The sequence below is a fragment of the Actinokineospora sp. UTMC 2448 genome (genome assembly GCF_024760565.1).
GTDB classification, from domain to species: domain Bacteria; phylum Actinomycetota; class Actinomycetes; order Mycobacteriales; family Pseudonocardiaceae; genus Actinokineospora; species Actinokineospora fastidiosa.
The window spans coordinates 3,265,328-3,285,523 of the sequence record NZ_CP031087.1; the positions used below are offsets into that span (position 1 = coordinate 3,265,328).

Annotated in this window: 13 protein-coding genes; 4 read left to right on the forward strand and 9 right to left on the reverse strand. The window is 73.5% G+C overall.

Annotated features, from left to right (window positions below; translation table 11 throughout):
• Window positions 1-12: 12 nt before the first annotated feature.
• The 8 genes from Actkin_RS15005 to Actkin_RS15040 all read right to left on the reverse strand — a co-directional run bounded on the left by Actkin_RS15005 (window position 13) and on the right by Actkin_RS15040 (window position 10,121).
• On the reverse strand, window positions 13-1,179 hold the full coding sequence (locus tag Actkin_RS15005; RefSeq protein ID WP_258907676.1) for a nucleotide disphospho-sugar-binding domain-containing protein: 1,167 nt from the start codon (window positions 1,177-1,179) through the stop codon (window positions 13-15).
• Entirely contained in the window at window positions 1,176-2,417 is a 1,242-nt protein-coding gene (locus tag Actkin_RS15010) for a cytochrome P450 (RefSeq protein ID WP_258907677.1), read from the reverse strand. Before Actkin_RS15010 ends, Actkin_RS15005 begins: the two co-directional genes overlap by 4 nt.
• Complete coding sequence (locus Actkin_RS15015; RefSeq protein ID WP_258907678.1) at window positions 2,414-3,604, reverse strand: cytochrome P450; 1,191 nt, start codon at window positions 3,602-3,604, stop codon at window positions 2,414-2,416. The genes Actkin_RS15010 and Actkin_RS15015 overlap by 4 nt, the downstream gene beginning before the upstream one ends.
• Window positions 3,605-3,612: 8 nt before the next feature.
• Window positions 3,613-4,989 carry a cytochrome P450 gene (locus Actkin_RS15020; protein ID WP_258907679.1) on the reverse strand — a complete coding sequence of 459 codons (1,377 nt, stop codon included), beginning with the start codon at window positions 4,987-4,989 and terminating at the stop codon, window positions 3,613-3,615.
• Complete coding sequence (locus Actkin_RS15025) at window positions 4,953-6,656, reverse strand: prenyltransferase/squalene oxidase repeat-containing protein (protein ID WP_189214329.1); 1,704 nt, start codon at window positions 6,654-6,656, stop codon at window positions 4,953-4,955. The genes Actkin_RS15020 and Actkin_RS15025 overlap by 37 nt, the downstream gene beginning before the upstream one ends.
• A gap of 32 nt (window positions 6,657-6,688) precedes the next feature.
• Window positions 6,689-7,783 carry a class I SAM-dependent methyltransferase gene (locus Actkin_RS15030; RefSeq protein WP_258907680.1) on the reverse strand — a complete coding sequence of 365 codons (1,095 nt, stop codon included), beginning with the start codon at window positions 7,781-7,783 and terminating at the stop codon, window positions 6,689-6,691.
• Window positions 7,784-7,918: 135 nt separating this feature from the next.
• The gene (locus tag Actkin_RS15035; protein ID WP_258907681.1) at window positions 7,919-8,968 is read right to left on the reverse strand and encodes an NAD-dependent epimerase/dehydratase family protein; all 1,050 of its coding nucleotides are present in this window, start codon (window positions 8,966-8,968) and stop codon (window positions 7,919-7,921) included.
• 109 nt (window positions 8,969-9,077) lie between these two features.
• The gene (locus Actkin_RS15040; RefSeq protein WP_258907682.1) at window positions 9,078-10,121 is read right to left on the reverse strand and encodes a ParB/RepB/Spo0J family partition protein; all 1,044 of its coding nucleotides are present in this window, start codon (window positions 10,119-10,121) and stop codon (window positions 9,078-9,080) included.
• Between the two features lie 185 nt (window positions 10,122-10,306).
• On the opposite strand from Actkin_RS15040, the gene Actkin_RS15045 reads away from it, so the two are divergent.
• Window positions 10,307-13,255, forward strand: a complete 2,949-nt coding sequence (locus Actkin_RS15045) for an AfsR/SARP family transcriptional regulator (protein ID WP_258907683.1) — start codon at window positions 10,307-10,309, stop codon at window positions 13,253-13,255.
• 71 nt (window positions 13,256-13,326) lie between these two features.
• Complete coding sequence (locus tag Actkin_RS15050; RefSeq protein ID WP_258907684.1) at window positions 13,327-14,049, forward strand: polyamine aminopropyltransferase; 723 nt, start codon at window positions 13,327-13,329, stop codon at window positions 14,047-14,049.
• Between the two features lie 32 nt (window positions 14,050-14,081).
• Here Actkin_RS15050 and Actkin_RS15055 read toward each other — a convergent pair whose 3' ends face one another.
• A complete protein-coding gene (locus Actkin_RS15055; RefSeq protein WP_258907685.1) occupies window positions 14,082-16,883 on the reverse strand; it encodes an ATP-binding protein in 2,802 nt (933 codons plus the stop codon).
• Between the two features lie 209 nt (window positions 16,884-17,092).
• Between Actkin_RS15055 and Actkin_RS15060 the strand changes: the two genes are divergently transcribed.
• Together Actkin_RS15060 and Actkin_RS15065 are read left to right on the forward strand one after the other, a co-directional pair.
• Entirely contained in the window at window positions 17,093-18,634 is a 1,542-nt protein-coding gene (locus Actkin_RS15060) for a S8 family peptidase (RefSeq protein WP_258907686.1), read from the forward strand.
• A 47-nt stretch (window positions 18,635-18,681) separates the two neighbouring features.
• Entirely contained in the window at window positions 18,682-20,136 is a 1,455-nt protein-coding gene (locus Actkin_RS15065) for a trypsin-like serine protease (protein ID WP_258907687.1), read from the forward strand.
• The last annotated feature ends 60 nt before the right edge of the window (window positions 20,137-20,196 follow it).

The window sequence follows — 20,196 nt, forward strand, 5'->3', positions numbered from 1 at the left end:
TCGCTCCAACGGTCAGACGAACGCGGCCTCGACAGCGTCGGCGAACTCGCCCCCGCTGCGGCCGCCGCGCAGCTTCCGCCGGAACAGCGCCAGCCGGTCGGCCATAGCGGTGTCGTTGACGACCTCCTTGATCACGTCGGCCAGCTCGGCGGCGCTGAAGGGCTCCGGCAGCCGCACGCCGAGCCCGAGCCGCTCGATGCTGTCCGCGACCCCGCGCTGCTCGCCGATCTGCGGGGCGACCAGCACCGGGACCCCGTGGGCCAGCGCCTCGACGGTGCTGGTGAGGCCGCCGTGCGAGACGGCGACCGACGCGTGCCGCAGGGCGTCGATCATCGGCAGCCTGGCCCGCAGCAGGACCCGGTCGGAGACCGGGCCGATCCGCTCGGGCGGCACCTTGTCGCCGAGCGCGGCCGCCGTGTGCCAGCCGAGGCGTTCGACGCCCTCGACACACGTGCGGAAGAACCCGATCTTCTCGTTGAACACCGTGCCGAGCGAGACCACGGCCAGCGGCCGCGCCGCCGCCAGCCAGCCGACCTCCGGGGAGTCCTCGGCCGGTCGGATGCACGGCGTGATGAACGTGAACCGCTCGTCGAAGGTCTCCCCGCGCGGCTGGATCTCCCGGGGGAACAGCACGATGTTGCGGTCGGCCTCGTTGTCGAAGAACCGCTGCGGCGACACCGACGACGACAGCCCGACCTCGTCGAGGAAATCCGCCACCGCGGCGAAGAACGCCGCCATCGACTCGTCGGTGTCCGACCGCGACCCGTAGTCCTGGTGCAGCGAGAACTCCGAGTTCGACGCGAACACCGGCCACGTGCGGACCACCGGGATGCCGGTGGCCTGCCCGATCAGCCAGCCCGCCGTCGACAGCACGTCGGCCACGATCACGTCCGGCGGGTCCTCCCGGACGACCCGCTCCAGCGCGGCGTAGGCCGCCCGGGTCTCCTTGAGCATCAACGGCAGCACGTTGCCCATGTCCGACAGCTCCACGTGCGCGGTGTCCATGGGCGAGTCGTAGCGCACCACGTCGACCGCCTTGCCGACCTCGGGCGCGAAGCTGCCCGACGCCGACGCGCTCACCCGGTGCCCGCGCCGGACCAGCTCGGTCAGGCCCTCCAGCACCGGGTACACGTGCCCCCACGCGGGGATCGACGCGTACAGGACGTGTTTGCCCGTCATGCCGCCATCACCCGCAGCACCATCCGGTCCGGGAACCGGTCGCCGAGCATGTTCACCTTCCACGGCACCGCCTTCCACGCCTCGACCATCTCGAAGTCCAGCCCGCACTCGGCCAGCGCGTCGACGGCCACCTGCAGTTCGAGCCGGGCCAGGTTCGCGCCGAGGCAGCGGTGGATGCCGAACCCGAACGCGAGGTGGCGGACCAGGCCAGGACGCGACGGGTCGAAGGTGTCCGGGTCGCTGAACAGCTCCTCGTCCCGGTTGGCCGCGACGAGCGGGGCCACCACCGTGTCGCCCTTGCGGATCGTGACGTCGCCCAGCCGCACGTCCTCGGCCGCGAACCGGGGCATGGACTCGCCGTTGTCGCCGGACTGGATCCGCAGCACCTCCTCCACGAACCGCTTCCGCAGGTCCGCCGGGTCGGCGGCGGCGCGCAGCCTGCGCAGCCACCCGAACTCCACGAGGTAGCGCATGGCGACCGCGATCGCGTTGGCCGTGCTGACGTAGCCCGCCACGGGCAGGCCGAGGACCATGGTCGCCAGCTCGACGTCGTCGACGGTGCCCTCGTCCTCCTGCGTGCGGATCATGTGCGCCAGCAGGTCCGTGCCGTCGCGGCCGCCGATGCGGCGGCGTCCGGCGATCAGGTCCCGAACGTAGTCGTTGAGCCGCTTCCAGCCCTCCAGCGCGATGACGCCCTGCGCCTCGGACACCGGCACCAGCAGCCGGTCGGACAGCTCCTGGAACATCCGCCGGTCGGGCTCCGGCACGCCGACGACCTCGGCGATGACGTTCATGGTCAGCGGTTTGGCGAAGTCCGCCATCACGTCGACCGGCGCGTCGGCCGCCCCCATCCCGGCGATCAGCTCGTCGGCCTTCGCCCGGATGGTGTCGCGGTAGCGGCCGACGTGGCCGACGGCGAACGGCCCGGCGACCAGGCCGCGCAGCCGGGTGTGCTCGGGCGGGTCCTGGAAGATCGACTCGTTGGCCTCAGCGGTGCCGCCGCCGCGGTCGAGGTCGATCGGGGACACGCTGAACGCCGCGCCGCCGAGCACCTGGCGGATGTCGGCGTAGCGGCTCACCAGCCACACCTGTGTGCCGTCCGGCCCGTCGGCCCGGGACACCGGGCAGGTCGCGCGCAGCGTGCGCCAGTCCTGCTCGTCGAGGTCCGCTGGCCGGAACCGCTCGACCGGCGGTGGCTCCCGCGAGGTGACCTCGGCGCCGGATTGAGGCGATGTCATGATCCGCTCCTCTCGGTCAGCATCAGGCGGGACGGGCCGCGCACGAGCATCCCGGCCTTCCAGTCGACCCCGTCCGGCGAGACGATCCGCAGGCCGGGCGCGGTCGCAGCCAGCACGTCGAGCGCCACCCGCAGCTCCAGCCGGGCGAGCGGCGCGCCGAGGCAGAAGTGCGCGCCGACGCCGAAGCCGAGGTGCGGGTTCGGGTCCCGGGTGAGGACCAGGCGGTCCGGGTCGGCGAAGACCCGGGGGTCGCGGTTGGCGATCACCGAGGCGGGCACCACCGGCGAGCCCGCGGCGATCCGGGTGCCGCTGAGCACCACGTCCTCGACGGCGTAGCGGGGTGTCGTGCCGTTGGCCTCCAGCGGCACGTACCGCATGAGCTCCTCGACCGCGGACGGGATCAGCAGCGGGTCCGCCGCCAGCGCCCGGAACCGCGCCGGGTCGTCGAGCAGCACGTACATGAAGTTCGGCAGCTGGGTCGACGTGGTCTCGTAGCCCGCGACCAGGATGGTCATCACGACGACCACCAACTCGTCGTCGCTCACCGTCCCCGTGGCGGACTGGACGGCGAGCATGGCCGAGATCAGGTCCTCCCTCGGCCGGGCGCGCCGCTCGGCGACCAGGGCGGCGACGTAGTCCCACATCCGCCCGGTCGCCGCCCACCGCTCGTCCTCGGAGATCGCGGTCGTCGCCAGGCCCGCCTCGGCCCAGTGCCGGAAGTGCTCGCGGTCGGCGTACGGCACGCCGAGCAGCTCGCAGATCATCTTGAGGGTGAACGGCAGCGCGAAGTCCTCGACGCCGTCGAAGGCCTCGGCGGCGAGCGCGTCCTTGACCAGCTCGGTGGCGACGGCGGTGGCGCGCTCCCGCAGCCGCGCGACCGTCCGGGGCGTGAACGCGTGCCGGCACACCGAGCGGACCCGGGTGTGCTCGGGCGGGTCCATGGCGACGATGCCGCCGCTGAAGTCCTCCCGCGTCACCCGCGGCACGTCCCGCTCCAGCGACGCGGCCCGGGAGAACCGCGGGTCGGTCAGCACGGTGCGGACGTCGGCGTGCCGGGTGACCAGCCAGGCCTCCTCGCCGTAGGGGAACCGGACCCGGCTGACCGGCTCGTCGTCCTGCAGCGCGCGGTACTCCGGCTCCAGGTCGAGCCGGGGCGCGCGGGGAAAGGGGAAAGCACGGACGGTCACGTCGGTCCTCACTCTCGTCCGGCCGCGACGCGGTTCGCCACGACGACCACCTCCGCGCCCCGGCGCGGCACGAGCATCGGCCCCCTCGGGGTGACCGCCTCCGGCGCGGCCCGGCGCGCCCGCAGCCGGACGTCGCGGACGACGGCCGCGATCACGGTGCGCATCTCGACCATCGCCAGCGACGCGCCGAGGCACCGGTGGCTGCCGCCGCCGAACGGCAGGAAGTGCGCGCTCGGCGGCTCTACCGGGTGAAACCGGTCGATGGCGTAGTCGTCCGGTCTCGGGTGCAGGTCGTCGGAGAGGTGCAGCAGGCCGAGCGAGACCGCGAACAGCGTGCCCGCCGGGAACGTGTAGCCCTCGGCCGTCCACTCCTCGGTCACGACCCTGCCGATGTCCAATGTGGTCGGGCGGGCCCTGATCGCCTCGTGGATCGCCGCGTCGAGCACCTTCCAGTCCTCGGCCCGCACGGCGGCCTCCACCCGGTCGAGCGCGCCCGGCGCGCGCACGACCCGCTCGAAGAACCAGGCCAGCTGCGTCGCGGTGGTCTCCTGGCCGACGGCGAGCAGGGTGACCATGTGGTCGCGCAGCTCCCGGTCGGTGAGGGGCGGGTTCTCGCCGCCCTGCGTCAGCAGCAGGGAGAGCACGTCGCCGCCGCGGCTGCCCGGGTCGGCGGCGATCCGGGCGCGGCGCTCCCGGATCTCGGCGATGACGATCCGGTCGACCTCGGCCAGCAGGCGCTGGAACGCCGCCCACGGCCCGACGCCGCCGAAGCGCCTGCGCAGCGCGGGCAGCAGGATGATCAGCGGGTTCACCGCGAGCAGCCTCGGCACCAGCGCCCGCAGCCGGTCCAGCCGGGCGGAGTCGGTGATGCCGAACACCGCGCGGATCATCACCTCCAGCGTGACCCGCTGGAAGCAGTCGAGCAGGCGCACGGTCGACCCGGGCGGCCACCGCCGGATCTCCTGCTCCACGACCGACTCCATGACCTCGACGTAGGCCGCGACGTTGTCGCCGTGCAGCGGCCGCATCAGCACCTTCCGCCGCTCGGTGTGCTCAGCGCCGCCGGACATCAGCAGCGAGTGCTCGCCGACGACGAACCGGATCGACTCGTTGGCAGCGGCGGCGTCGAAGCGGGCGGCGTCGTCGCGCAGGATCCGGCGGATCCCCTCCGGGGTGCTGATGTAGACGACGTCGCCGAACCCCAGGATGCGGGCGGTGAAGACGGGCCCGTAGCGGCGCGTGCACGACCGGCCGAACCGGACCGGCGCGACCGCCCACAGCACGGTCTGCGCGAGCGCGGGCAACCGGGGCCCGGGCGGCATGGCGGCCCTGCGCGCCACCGCGCTGCTCACCGGGACCCGCCGCGCGCGCTCGTCCTGATCCACCGGCCCAGGGCCCGCAGGGCGAACGTGTGCGCGATCAGGTCGTCGGTGTAGCACAGGTCGTCGAAGTACAGCCCCACGTTGCTCGGCCGCCACGTGCCGTGGTGGTCCTGGCGCTCGATCAGCCACTCCACCGCCCGCACCACGGCCGGGCTGCACGGGTCCTCACCGGCCTTGAGCAGCGCGAACAACGCCCATGCCGTCTCCTCGGCCGTGCTGCCCTGCGGCGGGAGCTCGTGCTTGAGCGGCCAGCCGCCGTCGGTCGCCTGGTTGTCGAGCAGCCACTCCCGCGCCGCCACCGCGGGCCGCGCGTCGCCCCTGCCGCTGTCCACGAACGCCTCCAGCAGCCTGCTGGTGCCGTGCGTGTTGTCGCGGAACCACACCGAGGCGATGGAGCCGTCCTTCTCCTGGTGGGCGCGCAGGTACTCCAGGGCCCGGGCCAGCGCGCCGCCGGGCGCGTCGGACAGGCCGTGCCGCCGCAGGGCCATGATCACGTGCGCGGTGACGCCGGGGCAGGGCCGGTCGTTCATGATGGCGGTGTCGCGGACCCACTCCGACCAGGAGCCGTCCCGGTTCTGCATCTTCAGCAGCCAGCGCACGCCGAGCTGCACGGCCGGGTGCGTGCGCGGGACGCCGAGGTCGGCGAGGACGCCGAGCACGACGGCGGTGTCCTCCGACTCCGGCCAGCCGGACGGGTTCGCCCAGCCCCACCCGCCCGCCGGGATGCCGAACTGGCGGAACGGCTTGTTCCACTGGTTGCGCAGCAGCCACTCCCGGGTGCCCTGCATCAGCGGCTCGTCCGCCACGTCCTGGAACTCGCCGAGCGCCATGATCGAGTAGGCGGTCACCGAGATCTCCAGGTCCCGGTCGATCGCCCACGACCCGTCCTTGCGCTGGGTCTCCAGCAGGTAGCGCAGGGACGCGAGCTGGAGGTCGAGCCCGGTGTCGGCGTGGCGCAGCCCGAGGTAGAGGAACCCGGCGATCATCGGGCACTCCTCGATGCCGCCGTTGGTGCCCGAGACCTCCCGCAGCCAGTTCAGCGCCAGCGGCTCGGCGATCCGGCCGAGCACCCGGCGCACCGCGGAGCGCTTCATCGTGCGGCTCTGCATGACCCCGAGCCCGAGGATGGCGGGCAGCGCGATGGACACCTTGTTGCGCCAGCGGCGCGGCACCAGGATCGTCTCGACGGGCAGGTCCGGCTGCTGGTCGAACTCGCGCAGGCCGGTCAGCGCCCAGATCGTCGGCAGCGCGGCGGGCCACGTCTTCGGCGCCTGCCCGTTGAGCCCCGGGATGGCGTTGACCGCGTCGTTCTCGTCAAGGAACCGCCTGCCGCGCTCGATGGCCTGGCGGGAGGCGGCGGAGTCGACCTCGTGCAGCGCCGCGACCGCGAAGGCCGTCATGCCGGGGCTGCTCGGCCACTCCGCGTCCGCCATCGCCCAGCCGCCGTCCGGGCGCTGGTGCCGCCGCAGCCACTCGACCGCGGTGCGGACGCGCTCGGCGTAGCCGACCGGGTCGGCGCGGTTGAGGGAGAGGACGCCGAGCGCGGTGGCGATCGTCGACGACGACAGCCGGTCCACCCAGGACCCGTCCTCCCGCTGCCGGTCGTAGAGATGGGTGATCGCACGCTCGGCGGCCCGATCGACCCCTGCTCGCAGCTGTCCCACGTTCACGTCCACGCCTTCCCTGTCGCGAAGCTGTCGTGCTAGCTGGGGGGATTCCTCCTCGGACGGGCCGCGGCGACGATCCGGTAGGCGTTGCCGCCCCGGCTGCCCGAGGTCATCACGTGCAAGAGCAGGTCGAGCGCGAACGCGAGGGCGAGCACCGGGGTCGAGGCCGCCATCACCGCCCGCCGGAGCAGGCGTTCCGCGGGGCGCACCGGGCGGCTCAGCCACGGCCACGACGCCGCCGCGGGCAGGTGGTGGTTCAGCGCGGTGAGCAGGGCGGCGACGTTGTCGAACGGCTTGTTGGCAGCGCCGAGCCGCACGCGCACCACCTCGAACCCGCGCTCCTCCAGCAGCAGGCACAGGTTCCGGTGCGGGATCAGGTGGAGGTTCTGCGGCGCCATCCAGCCGTACCAGAACCGGCCGTGCAGCCTGGCGAACCGGCTCGCCGGGTTGACCAGCTCGATCAGCGCGACGCCGCCGTCGCGCAGCAGCGCGCGCGCCGCGTCGACCTCGGCGGCCGGGCAGGGCGTCCGCTCCAGGTAGTGGATCATGCTCACCACGTCGAACCCGCCCGCGTGCCCGCGCGCGAACTCGGTCAGCGGCGTCTGCTCGGCGACGTCCACCCACCCGCGCCGCACCCCGTCGTGGATCACCGGGCTCGGGTCGAGCGCCCAGAACTCCGTGCCGGGCAGCAGCCGGCGGGCCACGCCGCACAGGTGTCCGTGCCGCGCACCGACGTCGAGCCACCGCGCAGGCCGCCGGTCCCCGAGCAGCCGGACCAGCCCGCGGTGCGCGGCGGCCCGGTGCCGGGCGACCGAGGCGTAGTGCTCGCGGCCGATCCCGTCGTAGGAGTCCCGGTAGTAGTAGGCGAGCCCGACGTCGGTCAGCCTCGGGTTCTGGAAGAGGTGCCCGCACGCGCGGCATTCCCACATCCGGAACGACCCCGGCTTGCACTGCCGGGTGTCCGGCAACTCGATCCGGCATCGCACCGCGGTCGCCCCGCACCACGGGCAGGAATCGGCCTGCGGGTGGAAGAACCGGTCGCGGCCCGCCCGCAGTTCGCGGTCGTACTCGGCGCGCCTGCGGTCGTTCCCGACGACGTCGACGGCCGGGGCGGACGCGGATGACTGCATTCTGGACGATCCTCCGATGCCGGTGCGGCGAGGATGTGGCCGAGGGAGAGGGGTTCTGGGGTGAACCCGGGTGTGATGCGGGTCCGCCTGCCGCCGGAACACGGTGGGAACCTCGATCCCCGAACGTACTGACCCTCAGGTGGTCTGGCAACGGTCGTCACCGGGCGCGGGCCCGATGCCGAGGTCGCGCATGAACCAGCCGATCGTGCGGCGCAGCCCCTCGGACATGGAGACCGCGTTGCGGTAGCCGAGCGCGCCGAGTTTCTCGGCGTCGCAGTGCTGCCGTCCGAGGGCGCGCGGCATCCCCGTGCCCGCCACGATCTCGTAGCCGTTCTCCAGGATGGCGTCAGCGCGGTCCCGGTCGTGCGGTTCGCAGGCCTTCCTGGCCTGATCTATCATCTCCTCGACCAGGTCCAGCGTCGTGCGGTGCCCTGCGGGCGCCATGTTGAAGACCTCGCCGAGGGCCCTGCGGTCGACGGCGATCAGCGTCAGCGCGCGCACCACGTCCGTCACATAGGCGTAATCCCGGCCGTGGGCGATGGAACCCTGGTAGATGACCGGCGGCAGCGGACCCGGCGGGGCGAACACGCGGCTCAGCGTGCGCGGCACGATCCGCGACCCGGTGTTCGGGTCGCCCGGCCCGAAGACGTTGCACAGCCGCAGTGTCGAGACGGGCAGGCCGAACTCCGCGCCGTAGAGCCGGACCAGGGTGTCCGCGGACATCTTCCCGACGTCGTAGACGCCCCGCGCGTCCAGTGGCGAGGTCTCCACGTACGCGTCGCCGGACAGCTCCCCGTAGACCTTGTCGGTGGAGGAGAAGACGAACCGCTCCAGTCTCGTGCACCCGATCCTGGCCGCCTCCAGCATGTTGACGGTCCCGCCGATGTTGGCGACCAGCGCGCCGTGCGGGTCGTCGAACGCGGCCTCGATGGTCGAGGCCGCGGCGAGGTGGAAGACCAGGTGCGGGTCGACCGCCCGCACGGTCTCGACACACCCGGGGAAGTCCGCGATGTCCAGGCGCACGGACTCCACCGGATCGTCGGGCCGCGCCGCCCGGTCGACAACGACCACCCGGAACCCCTGCTCGGACAGGCTGGTCGCCAGGTGCGTGCCGATGAACCCACAGCCGCCGGTGATCAGCACCGTCCGGCCGACGTCCCTGCGCTGCATATCGCGGATTCCCATCGGGGCTTCGCCGCGGTCGGGCGCCGAGGGGACCGGCGCGATGCCGCGGGCTTCGGGGGTGTTCGGGGGCCATCGGCCCGATCGGACGGCTTTGTCCGGGTTCGGGCTTTCAGTGCGCCTGCGCGGCGTGCCTGCCGTCCTGGTCGAGGTCGTCGAGGTACTTGCTCAGCGCCATCCAGAACCGGCCGTTGTGCCAGGCCAGCGTGGCGACCGTGCCGAGGCAGTGCGCCGGGATGTCCCCCGGCGGCGGCGCGGCGTGGCCAGCGACCGAGTGCGCGTCGAGCCAGCGGAGCAGGGCGCGGCCCGCCTCGCTGAACCGCAGCGAGGGGTCCTTGCGGAGGGTGACCATGATGTCCGCCGGGTCCACTTCGGACCTTAGTCGCGCCGCGGCCGGGCGCTTCGGCGACCGGGATGCTCCGTCGCCCGGGGCGGACCTCGTCGCGCCGTCCCGGCGCGGGGGAACCGGGTCCTCGCCCGAACTCAGCCGGTTGCGCACGTCCAGCACTGTCGACGGCGCGATGCCGACCGCCCTGGCGATGTCCCGCAGCGACCGGCCCGGATCGGCCCTGATCAGCTCACCGGCCAGCCGCCTGCGTTCGGAGCTGTCCAGCGGGCGCAGCCTGCCGTCGCGCCCGATCCGGCTGTTCGACTGTCTGTCCGACACAGTCGAACACCGGCGGATCGCGCTGACGGTCGTCGCGGCGAGCCCGCTCACCAGCGCGATCCACCGGTCCGAGCGCGTGGGGTGGGTCGTGATGATCCGCGCGGCCGCGGCCTTGCGGTCGGCCAGCGTCAACGGCAGGCCGTTCACCACGTTCGCCTCGACGGCGAGCACGAACGCGTCGTCCTCGTCGCCGTCGAAGAACCGGGCCTCGATACTGCGGTGCGCGCCGAGTTCCGCGGCGCGCAGGCGGTGCACGCCGTCGATCACCCGCATGGTCGGCCGGTGCACGATGATGGGCGGCAGCCGGGTGTCGGTCTTCGCCAGCGCCTGCACGTGTTCCTCGCTCACCCCGCCCGTGCGCGGGGTGTCGCCGAGGCGCAGCAGGCCGACCGGGACCGACTCCGACGGCAGGCCGCCGGACCGGTAGGTCTGCCAGAGCGAAGGCGCGTCGGCGGTCTCCTCGGCTTCCCCACAGCCGTGACGATCCATGCGAGGTCATCCCTTCGGCGCGCGAGTCGATGGCGGGGCACTTCTCCCTGAACGGCATGTCCCTGCCCGTTTCCGGTGATCGCCGGTGACCGAGGCCAGTCTTCCCGATCTGCGCACACAAACGCGCACACACCGCGCGTACAGTCGGTGACGGAACGTGTGTGACTGGGGAAGGAGGCCGTGGAATGCCGCGGGCACATGCCGTGGAGTTCACGTTGCTCGGGCCGGTGGGGGTGCACATGGCCGGGCAGCCGCGACCGCTGGGTGGCCCACGACAGCGCGCCGTGCTGGTCGCCCTTCTGTTGCACGCCAACGAGGTGGTCCGGACCAGGCAGCTGCTCGACCTGGTCTGGTCGGACCTGCCCACCTCGGCGGAGTCGAACCTGCGGACGTACCTGACCAGGCTGCGCCGCATCCTGCGCGCGCCGGACGAGACCGAGTCCCGGCTGCAGACCCGCCGCGGCGGGCACCTGGTGACGGCGCACCCCGGTGAGCTGGACGTGGACCGGTTCACCGAGCTGGCGGCGCGGGGGGAGCAGGCGGAGGACCCCGTCGCCGCGTGCGACTTCCTCGAGCGGGCGCTGCGCACCTGGCGGGGCCGGGCCCTGGAGGACGTGGCGACCGGGCACTGGCTCGAAGCGGAGGCGACCCGGCTGGAGTCACTGCGCGAGCGCGTTTATGAGCAATACCTGCACACGCGGTTGTCACTGGGCCACCATGCCGAGGTCCTGCCGGAATTGCGCGCACTCCTCCTGCGGAATCCGTTGTGGGAGCGGATGGCGGGAATGCTGATGGTCGCCCTGCACCGGTCCGGCCAGCGAACCGAGGCGTTATCGGTGTTCCGGCGCACGCGCAACCGCCTGGTGGAGGAACTGGGGGTGGAGCCAGGGCACGAACTGAGCGCGCTGCACCAGCGGTTGCTCTCGGACGAGGTGCCGGGGGTGCACGCGGCGCCCATCGTGCTCGCGACCCGGCCCGACGGGCTCGCGGTGGTCGAAGTGGACCCGAACCGGGCCGACGGCTCTGCGTCGGCGCGGGTCACCGGGACGACGCGCACACGCGACGTCCCGTGGCAGCACCGGCACAGGCCCCCCACCCGCGCGGAACCGGGAACGCGCGGGGGAGCGGAGCGGCCCGCCCAACTGCCGGTCGACCTGCCCACGTTCACCGGCCGGGAGGCCGAGTTGGCCGAACTCACGGCCGAGGCCGTCGATGACCGGCCGATCATCACGATCGTCGGGATGCCCGGCAGCGGCAAGACGACGCTGGCCGTCCACGCGGCGCACCGGCTCGCTGAGCGCTACCCCGATGGGCAGCTCTTCCTCGACCTGCACGGACACACGGACGGCGCCGACCCGCTCGACCCGAACGAGGCGCTGGGGCTGATGCTGCGGGCCCTCGGCGTGCCCGCCACCCGGATGTCGGTCAGCACGGAGGCCCGCGCGGGCCTGTACCGCTCGCTGCTGGCCGATCGCCGGATGCTCGTCGTGCTGGACAACGCGCTCAGCGAGGCGCAGGTCAGCCCGCTGCTCCCCGGGGCGGGCGCGAGCCGCACGCTGATCACCAGCCGGGGACGGCTGACGGGACTGGCGCACCAGGCCCACTCGCTGCCGATCGACGTCCTGCCGCTCGCCGACGCGGTGTCCCTGTTCACCACGATCGCCACGCCGCAGCGGGTCGCGGCCGAGCCGCCCGGGCTCGTGGCTGAGGTCGTCGAGCTGTGCGGCAGGCTGCCGCTGGCCATCCGGCTCGCCGCGGTCCGGCTGCGCGACCGTCCCTTCTGGACCCTGGCGGACATCCGGGACCGCCTCGGCGACCCGAAGGGGCGGCTCGCCGAGCTGTCTGCGGGAGAGCACGGCGTGTCGGCGGCGATCGACCGCTCGGTGGCCCACCTGGAACCCGACCGACGGCGGATGCTCACCCTGCTCGGGCTGCACCCCGGCGCGGTCATCGACCTGAACGCGGCTGCGGCGCTCGCCGGGGTGAGCCTGCCTGCCGCCGACCGGGTGCTGGAGGACCTGGTCGACGCGCACCTGCTCCGCCAGACCGCGCCCGACCGGTACGAGTCGCACAGCCTCGTGCGCGCCTTCGTGCTCGAACGGGCGCAGGGCATGGACCAGCAGGACGTCCGCGACGCCATGCGACGACTGCTCGACTTCTACCTGCACACGGTCGACGCGTGCGACAGTCTGATCCACCCGGTGCGCAGGCACACCGAACCGCCGCCGCCCGACCCGGTCGTGGTCCCGTTGCGGTTCACCGCCGTCGAGTCGGCCCTGGCCTGGTGCGACGCGGTCTGCGCCGACCTGCCCGGGGTGGTCGAGGCGGCCGGGCGGCACGGCCTGCTCGCCCACGCCTGCCAGGTGGCGCTGCGGCTGGAGGGCTACTTCGACGCCCGCGAGCGCTGGGCGGAGGGCACCGCGACCTACGAGGCGGCGCTCGGACCGGCCCGGATGCTGCACGACCAGGAGATGGAGGCCGAACTGCTCCTGGGCATGGCGTTCGGGCGGGCGCGGCAGAGGCAGTACGAGAGCGCTCTTGCCTACTACGAGGCGACGGTCGAGCTGTGCGGGCACACCGAGGTCCGCTACATCGCGGGCTTCGCCGTGATGGGCCTGGCCGAGGTGAGCAGGCGCCTTGGCCGGTACGACCAGGCGATCGAGAACTACCGGCGCGCCGTGGCGCTGTACCGCGGGACCAACGACGTCACCGCCATCTGCGCCAACCTCGACCGCCTCGGGAGCATGTACCGCGAGCTGGACATGGTCGACGAGGCGATCGAGTGCTACCGCCAGGCGTGCGAGCAGAGCGAGCAGGCGGGCAACCCGCGCGGCGCTGCCCGGTTCCTGATCACTCTGGGCCAGGCCTACCTGACGCGCGACCGGTACGAGGAGGCCACCGCGGTCACCACGCGGGCGCTCGCCCTCTGCGCGGCGGGGGGCGACCGGGACGGCCAGAACCGCGCCCTGACCGCGCTGGGGCGGATGCGGACGGTGGCGGGGGAACGCGACCAGGCCATGGCCCACCTGGCGACCGCCCAGGGCCTCCTGGCCGACCTCGACGACCATTCGTCCGCCGACGCCTGCCTGCCCGAGACCCACCCCGACCGCCCCGCCCCGAAGCCGACGGCATGACCGCGTGATTCACCCGGACGCGGACCGGTCCCGCGCGGACCGCCGCTCGCCCGGCCGAGTACGGTGGCCCGATGAGCATCCGATTCCAGGAGCTGGGCTGGTGCCGGACGCCCATGGGGGAGCTGGTGCTGCGGCGCCGGTTCGACCCGGTCACCCGCCGGGAGATCGACGAGATCAAGCTCGGCGACGAGTTCCTGATGTCGAGCCAGTTCACCGACGCCGAGGTGGAGCTGGGCAGGCTGGCGACGGCCCGGCTCGGGGACGCCACGGATCTGGACGTGGTGGTGGGCGGCCTCGGCCTCGGGTTCACGGCGCTGGCGGTGCTGGAGCACCCGGCGGTGCGCTCGCTGACGGTCATCGATGCGCTCGGCGAGGTCATCGCCTGGCACGAGCGCGGCCTGATCCCCGCGGGCGCCGTGTTGACCGCCGATCCCCGCTGCCGGTTCGTCCACGGCGACTTCTTCGAGCTGGCGCGCTCGCCGGACGGCCTGGACCCGGCCGCGCCCGGCAGGCGCTTCCACGCGGTCGTCGTCGACATCGACCATTCCCCGCGTCACCTGCTGCGCCCGGAGAACGCCGACTTCTACACCCCCGCGGGCCTGCGGCGGGTGCGCGACGGCCTCCACCCGGGCGGGGTCTTCGCCCTGTGGTCCAACGATCCTCCGGACGACCCGTTCCTACGGGCGCTGGGCGAGTCCTTCGACCGGGTGGCCGCGGAGGTCGTCCGCTTCCCGAACCCGCTGCGGGGCGGGGAATCGACCAACACCGTCTACCTGGCATCGGCGCCGGAATAGGCGTCGGCGGCTCCATCGTCCACTGTGGTGGGTCAGAAGTGGACATCGTGGCGCGAGGAGGCGTTCAGCTTGCGCCGGACCTTGACGACGTACTCCTCGACGGTGCGGCGGGAGAGGAACAGGGCCTGGGCGATCTCCCGGTTGGTGTGCCCACCCGCCAGGAGGCGCGCCACGTCCTGCTCCCGGGGGGACAGTTCGCTGCCGTAGCCGCGCCGACCGCGCCGCGAGGGGGTCGTCGCCCCGGTGCTGCGGATGCGGTGGCGGCAGCGGGCGGCGTCGACCGTCGCGCCCAGGGCGTCGTAGGACCGGGCCAGCGCGTCGAGCACCGCGGCGTCGGTCCGGGCCGCGCCCTCGGCCTGCTCGGCGAGCTGGGTGGCGCGATAGGACAGCCCCAGCTCCCGGTGCAGGTCGATAGCCTCCCGGTAGAGCCGTTCGGCGTCGTCGCGGTCCTCTGACGCGGCCAGCCGCGCGCGGCAGGCGGTCAGCGCCGCCCGGGCCAGCGGGGCGTCGACACCGCTCAGCCCCGCGGCCGTCTCCGCGACGACCTGCCGCGCGGCGTCGACGCGGCCCACCGCCAGATAGCAGTCGACGGCCTGGGGCAGGATGTCGCCCGACCACACCCACGCGCCCTTGCTCCGCAGCACCGCGACACCGCGCTCGACGTGCTCCTCCGCCGCGGCGGCCTTGCCCCGGCTGAGCAGCATGCCCGCCATCCCCCCGGCCGCCGAGACGCCCACCGGGAACACCTGGTGCGCGCCCGCCGCCTGGAACGCCTCCTCGGCCCGCACCCACTCGCCGCGCGCCGCCGCCAGCCAGCCCCGCGTGAGGTGCAGGTCGGTGGTCAGCAGCAGGTTCCCGTAGGTGGCGACCAGGCGGTCGATCCGCTGCTCCAGCCCCGCCCACCGCCCGCAGAGCCAGTCGAGCCGCACCGCCGTGGCCTCAGCCGTGCCGACGACGTAGTCGGCGGCGACCCGCTCGGCCAGGGCGATCCCGGTGCGCAGGAACTCCCGCGCCCGGCCGTAGTGCCCGATCCACGAGCACGCGTCCGCCAGGTTGCAGTGCGCCCTGGCCAGGTGGTGGACCTCGTCGGGATCGCGCACGTCGGCAGGCGACGGCAGTTGGGCGACGCGCTCCCAGGCGCTCGGGTCGCCGAGGACGAGCCGCCCGCCCAGCGTCGTGGCCAGCAGCGCGACGCGCAGGGCCGGGGTGGGCAGGTGGTCGACGATCCGCTCCACCCGCCCGAGCGCGGCCCGGTTCTCGGCGACCGACGCGGTCCCCAGGTAGGGCCCGGCCATCGCCGCCAGCCCCCGCGCGGTCCGTTCCGGCTGGTCGGCGAGCAGGTCGACGGCCTGGGCCAGTTCCTCGGCGCCGCGGACGATCTCCCCGGTCTCGCGCTGCAGCAGCAGCCCGAACCACAGGTGCACCTCGCCCCGCACGTCCGGGGCCAGCCGGGGGTCCGCCAGCAGCCCTTCGACTCGCGCGGTCACCACCCCGCCGGGCAGTCCCGTCAGCGCGTAGCCGCACAGCCTGGTGGCCAGCCGGTTGGTGTCCTCGACGCTGAGCCCGGGATCGGCCAGCACCGCTGAGAGCAGGTCGACCGCGGTGGCCGCGTCCTTGGCCTCCTCGGCGGCCTCGGCGGCGAGTTCGCAGTACCGCAGCCACTCGCCGGTCATGCCCGCGGCCTTGGCATGGGCGGCAAGGCGCGCGAGCGGCGCGGGGTCGAGGCCGGACAGCACCGCGACGGCGCGCTCGTGCAGTTCCCGCCGCCGAGGGCCGGGCAGCGACGCGCGCACCACGCGCCTGGCGACGCCGTGCCGGAAGCCGTACCTGTTCGGCGTCTCCTCCACGAGCACACCGCTGTCGACCAGGTGCTCCGCCTCGCCCGCCACCGCGCCGATGACCTCGGCCGTCTCCGGCACGCCCAGCACGGCGGCGGCCTCGACGACGGACCGCGCGGCGTCCGGCAGGGCCCGGATCCGCTCCCGGACCGCGTCCGCGACCAGGACGGGCACGTCGATGCCGTCCAGGAGCCGCTGGGCGAGGTCGCCGTCGGCCCGCACGTCCCGCACGGGGTCGCGCAGCGCCCGCACGGTTTCCTCGACCACGAACGGGAGCCCGGCCGTCTCGCGCAGGACGGCCTCGGCGAACCTCTCCGAGGTCACCTCGGCTCCCACGATCGCGTCGATCATGGCCCGCACGTCGGCGGCGTCGAAGGGGCGTAGGACCAGGTGGCGCCCGTGCGGGATGTGCACGACGCGTCCGAGCGGCGTCCCGGCGGGCAGGTCCTCGCGGCGGTAGGTCGCCACGATCGACAGGCCCGGCGGCGGGCTCGCCATGACGAACCGCAGCACCTGGCGGGTCTCCTCGTCCGCCCAGTGCAGGTCGTCCAGCACGAGCACGGTGGGCCCCAGCGCGCGGAGCAGGTCGCGCACGGCCCGGAACATCCGGTGCCGCTCGGCGTCGGGATCGCCGAGGGCGGGCGGCGCTGGCGGCAGGCGGTCGGCGAGTTCGGGCAGGTGGGCCCGCAGCGCCCCGGTCACCGGGCCCGGGTCGTCCAGGCCGTCGCGGCACTGGCTGAGGCAGTCGAGGAGCACGCCGTACGGGAACGCCTCGGGCAGCGGATGGCACGTGCCCATGACCACCCGCCTGTCCCGGCAGGCGGCGGCGAACTCGCTGACCAACCTGGTCTTGCCCACACCGGCCTGACCCTCGACGAACACCACCGACGGCGCGTGCCGGACCGCGGCGAGCAGGGCGGCCAGCTCCGCGTCCCGGCCGATCATCGGCGCCGGGCCGGATCTGACCGAGAGGGGAGTCGCGTGACCTTGGCCCATGTCCGCTCCTGGTGGTGGGACCGCCCGCAGAGGAATGCCCGACAGGATAGGTCGGCCCGGCGGACGCCGTAACCCGCGAGCGCACGATCCGTACCCCTACGGGTCGTCGCCACGCTTGTTCCCCTGTCGCCCACGCCGAAGGGTGAATCCCGAGCGGCCCGCTGTCCCGAACCCTGCCGGACGGCCGCTCGGACGATGGAGGAAAGCACATGCGAGATCGCACGAAACGATGGATACCCCGGCTGTTCACCGCGGCGATCGCGGCCACCGCGGCGGTCGCGGCCGCGGGTGTCGCCGTGGCGCAGCAGGCGGAAGCGGCCGTAGCCCAGGCCGACCGGCACTACTCCGGACAGTACATCGTGGTGCTCGAGGACGGCGCCCGCGCGGGCCACGCCGCGACCCTCACCCAGCGCTACGGCGGCGAGGTGACCGCCACGTACTCGGTGACGCTGAACGGCTTCGCGGTCCGCGGCCTGTCCGAGCGCCAGGCGCGGCGACTGGCCGCCGACCCGGCGGTCCGGTCGGTCCACCAGGACGGCACGGCGACGGCGACGGGGGAGCAGCCGAACCCGCCGTCCTGGGGCCTCGACCAGATCGATCAGCGCACCACCGCGCTGGACAAGCTCTACACCTTCCCGAACGAGGGCGCGGGAGTCACCGCCTACGTCATCGATTCCGGGATCAACGCCCAGCACCCGGAGTTCGAGGGCAGGGCGGGCCACGGGTACGACTTCGTCGACAACGACACCGACGCGAGCGACTGCTTCTGGCACGGTTCGCACGTCGCGGGGACGATCGCGGGCAAGACCGTGGGCGTGGCGAAGAAGGCCAAGGTCGTGGCCGTGCGCTCGCTGGGCTGCAACGGCTCCGGCCCGGACTCGGCCACGGTCAGCGCCATGGAGTGGGTGGCCAAGAACGCCGTGCGGCCCGCGGTGGTGAACCTGAGCCTGGGCATGGACACCCTCGGTGTCGGTGACGAGCAGATCAGGGCCATGGCCGCCAAGGGGATCGTGGTCGCGGTCTCCGCGGGCAACAACGGCCAGGACGCGTGCGGCGTGAGCCCGGCCCGCGTGCCCGAGGCGCTGACGGTCGGCTGGTTCAACAAGGACCGCACCCGAGGCGGGAACTACGGCCGCTGCATCGACCTGTTCGCCCCGGGCGGCAACATCTACTCCAGCGACCACACCGGATCGTTCCGCACCGGAAGCGGCACGTCGATGGCGTCCCCGCACGTCGCCGGGGCGGCGGCGCTGTACCTGTCGGCCCACCCCGACGCGACCCCCCAGCAGGTGAGCGACGCGCTGGTGGCCAGCGCCAGCCCGGACCTGATCACCAACCCCGGATCGGGCTCGCCGAACAAGGTCCTCTATGTCGGCGACATCGGGGGCGGCACGCCGCCCCAGTGCGGGGTCAAGGGCAACGACGAGGACGTGGCCATCCCCGACGCGGGAACGGCCGTCGGCTCCTCGGTGACCCAGGACTCCTGTGACGGCAAGGCCTCGGCGACGCTGCCGGTGCGGGTCGACATCGACCACGGCTACACCGGCGACCTCGCCATCGACCTGATCGGACCGAGCGGGACGTCCTACCCGCTCAAGCGCGCGGGCGGCGTCGGCGAGTCCGACGGCGTGCACCAGAGCTTCACCGTCGACGCGTCGCGCGAGGACGCGAACGGCACCTGGCGGCTCTCGGTGCGCGACGTCTACCGGTTCGACGTCGGCACGCTGACCGGCTGGTCGATCACGTTCTGACCTCAATGGACGGCCACCGCCGTCTACCCTGCCATCGAAGGAGAACGATGAGAACACCACGCTTCGCCGCGGCGCTCGCCGTGGCGCTGGCCGCGGTGGCCCTGCCCGTCACCGCGGGCGCCGCGCCCACCGACGGGATCAGCGTCGCCGCGACCCCGACCGACCAGCTCCGCCCGGGAGACGCGGGCGCCCAGATCGTCAACGGGGAGCGCACCACCGTGCGCGAGCACCCGTTCGTCATCGCGGGCATGCGCGTCGGGGGCGGCGGCCCGCAGGGGCAGTCCTGCACCGCTTCCGTGGTCGGCAAGCGCAAGATCCTCACCGCGGCCCACTGCATGGTCGACGCCACGGGCGCGAAGAGCTACATCTACGGCGACGACGACCTCAACACCCCGGGCGACGAGACGTTCCGCACGGCGGTCGCCTCGTTCAAGACCCACCCCGGGTACACCGGCTCCGGCGGCTGGCGGACCGGCTACGACGTCGCGGTGGTCACCACCGTCGACGACCTCCCGGTGCCGGAGAGCCAGTGGGCCAAGGTGGCGGGCTCGGGCGACAGCGCCCTGACCCAGCCGGGCAAGTCGGGCCTCTCCCTCGGCTACGGCAAGACGTCATCGGGCGGCGGCTCCGGCGAACTGCGCAAGACCACCCTGCCGGTGAACGACCCCAACAGCTGTCAGGTCTTCGACATCCGGGTCAACGGCGACCTGATGGTGTGCACGGGCTACAACGACGGCCGCACCGCCAACTGCTCCGGCGACAGCGGCGGCCCGTTCATCGTGGACGGCGTGGTCGTCGGCGTCTCGTCATGGGGCTCCAGCGGCTGCGACCGCTACAGCATCATGGCCCGCCTGACCAACGCCATGGGCGACTGGGTCCGCGCCGAGATCGGCGGGAGCCAGCCCGGCGGGTTCGGGGTCGCGCTGTCCCCGTCCTCGGGCAAGGCCGATCCCGGCAAGCACGTCTCCACCAGCGTCACCACCACGGCCGCCGAAGGGGGCCCGGAGAAGCTGGACCTGAGCGCGTCCGCCCTGCCCGCAGGCACGACGGCCACCTTCCAGCCGTCGTCGGCCATCACCTCCGGCGAGGTCGCCAAGCTGACCCTGCAGCCGTCGACGACCACCCCGCCGGGCAACTACAAGATCACCGTCACGGCCAAGGGTTCTTCCGCCGCCAAGACAGCCGAGTACACCCTCACGGTCGGCGACGGCGGCACCACGAACGGCCCGAAGCCCACCGCCACCCCGAACTCCGCCACCGTCCCACCCGGCGGCTACGCCAACGCGACGATCGCCATCACCGGCGGCACGGCCCCCTACCGCCTCACCGCGACCGGCCTGCCCCACCCGCCGATGTTCACCCCGCAGACCGTCTACCCCGGCCGCACCTCCCGGATGACGGTCATGGGCCCGTACCAGCGCGGCACCTACACGGTGACCATCACCGCGACCGACACCGACGGCAGAACCGGCACGACCACCTACACCCTGACCGTCCGCTGACCACCCCGACGGGTCGGTGATCCCGACCCACCTGTGGAGCCCGCACCCGCCCAGGCGGCG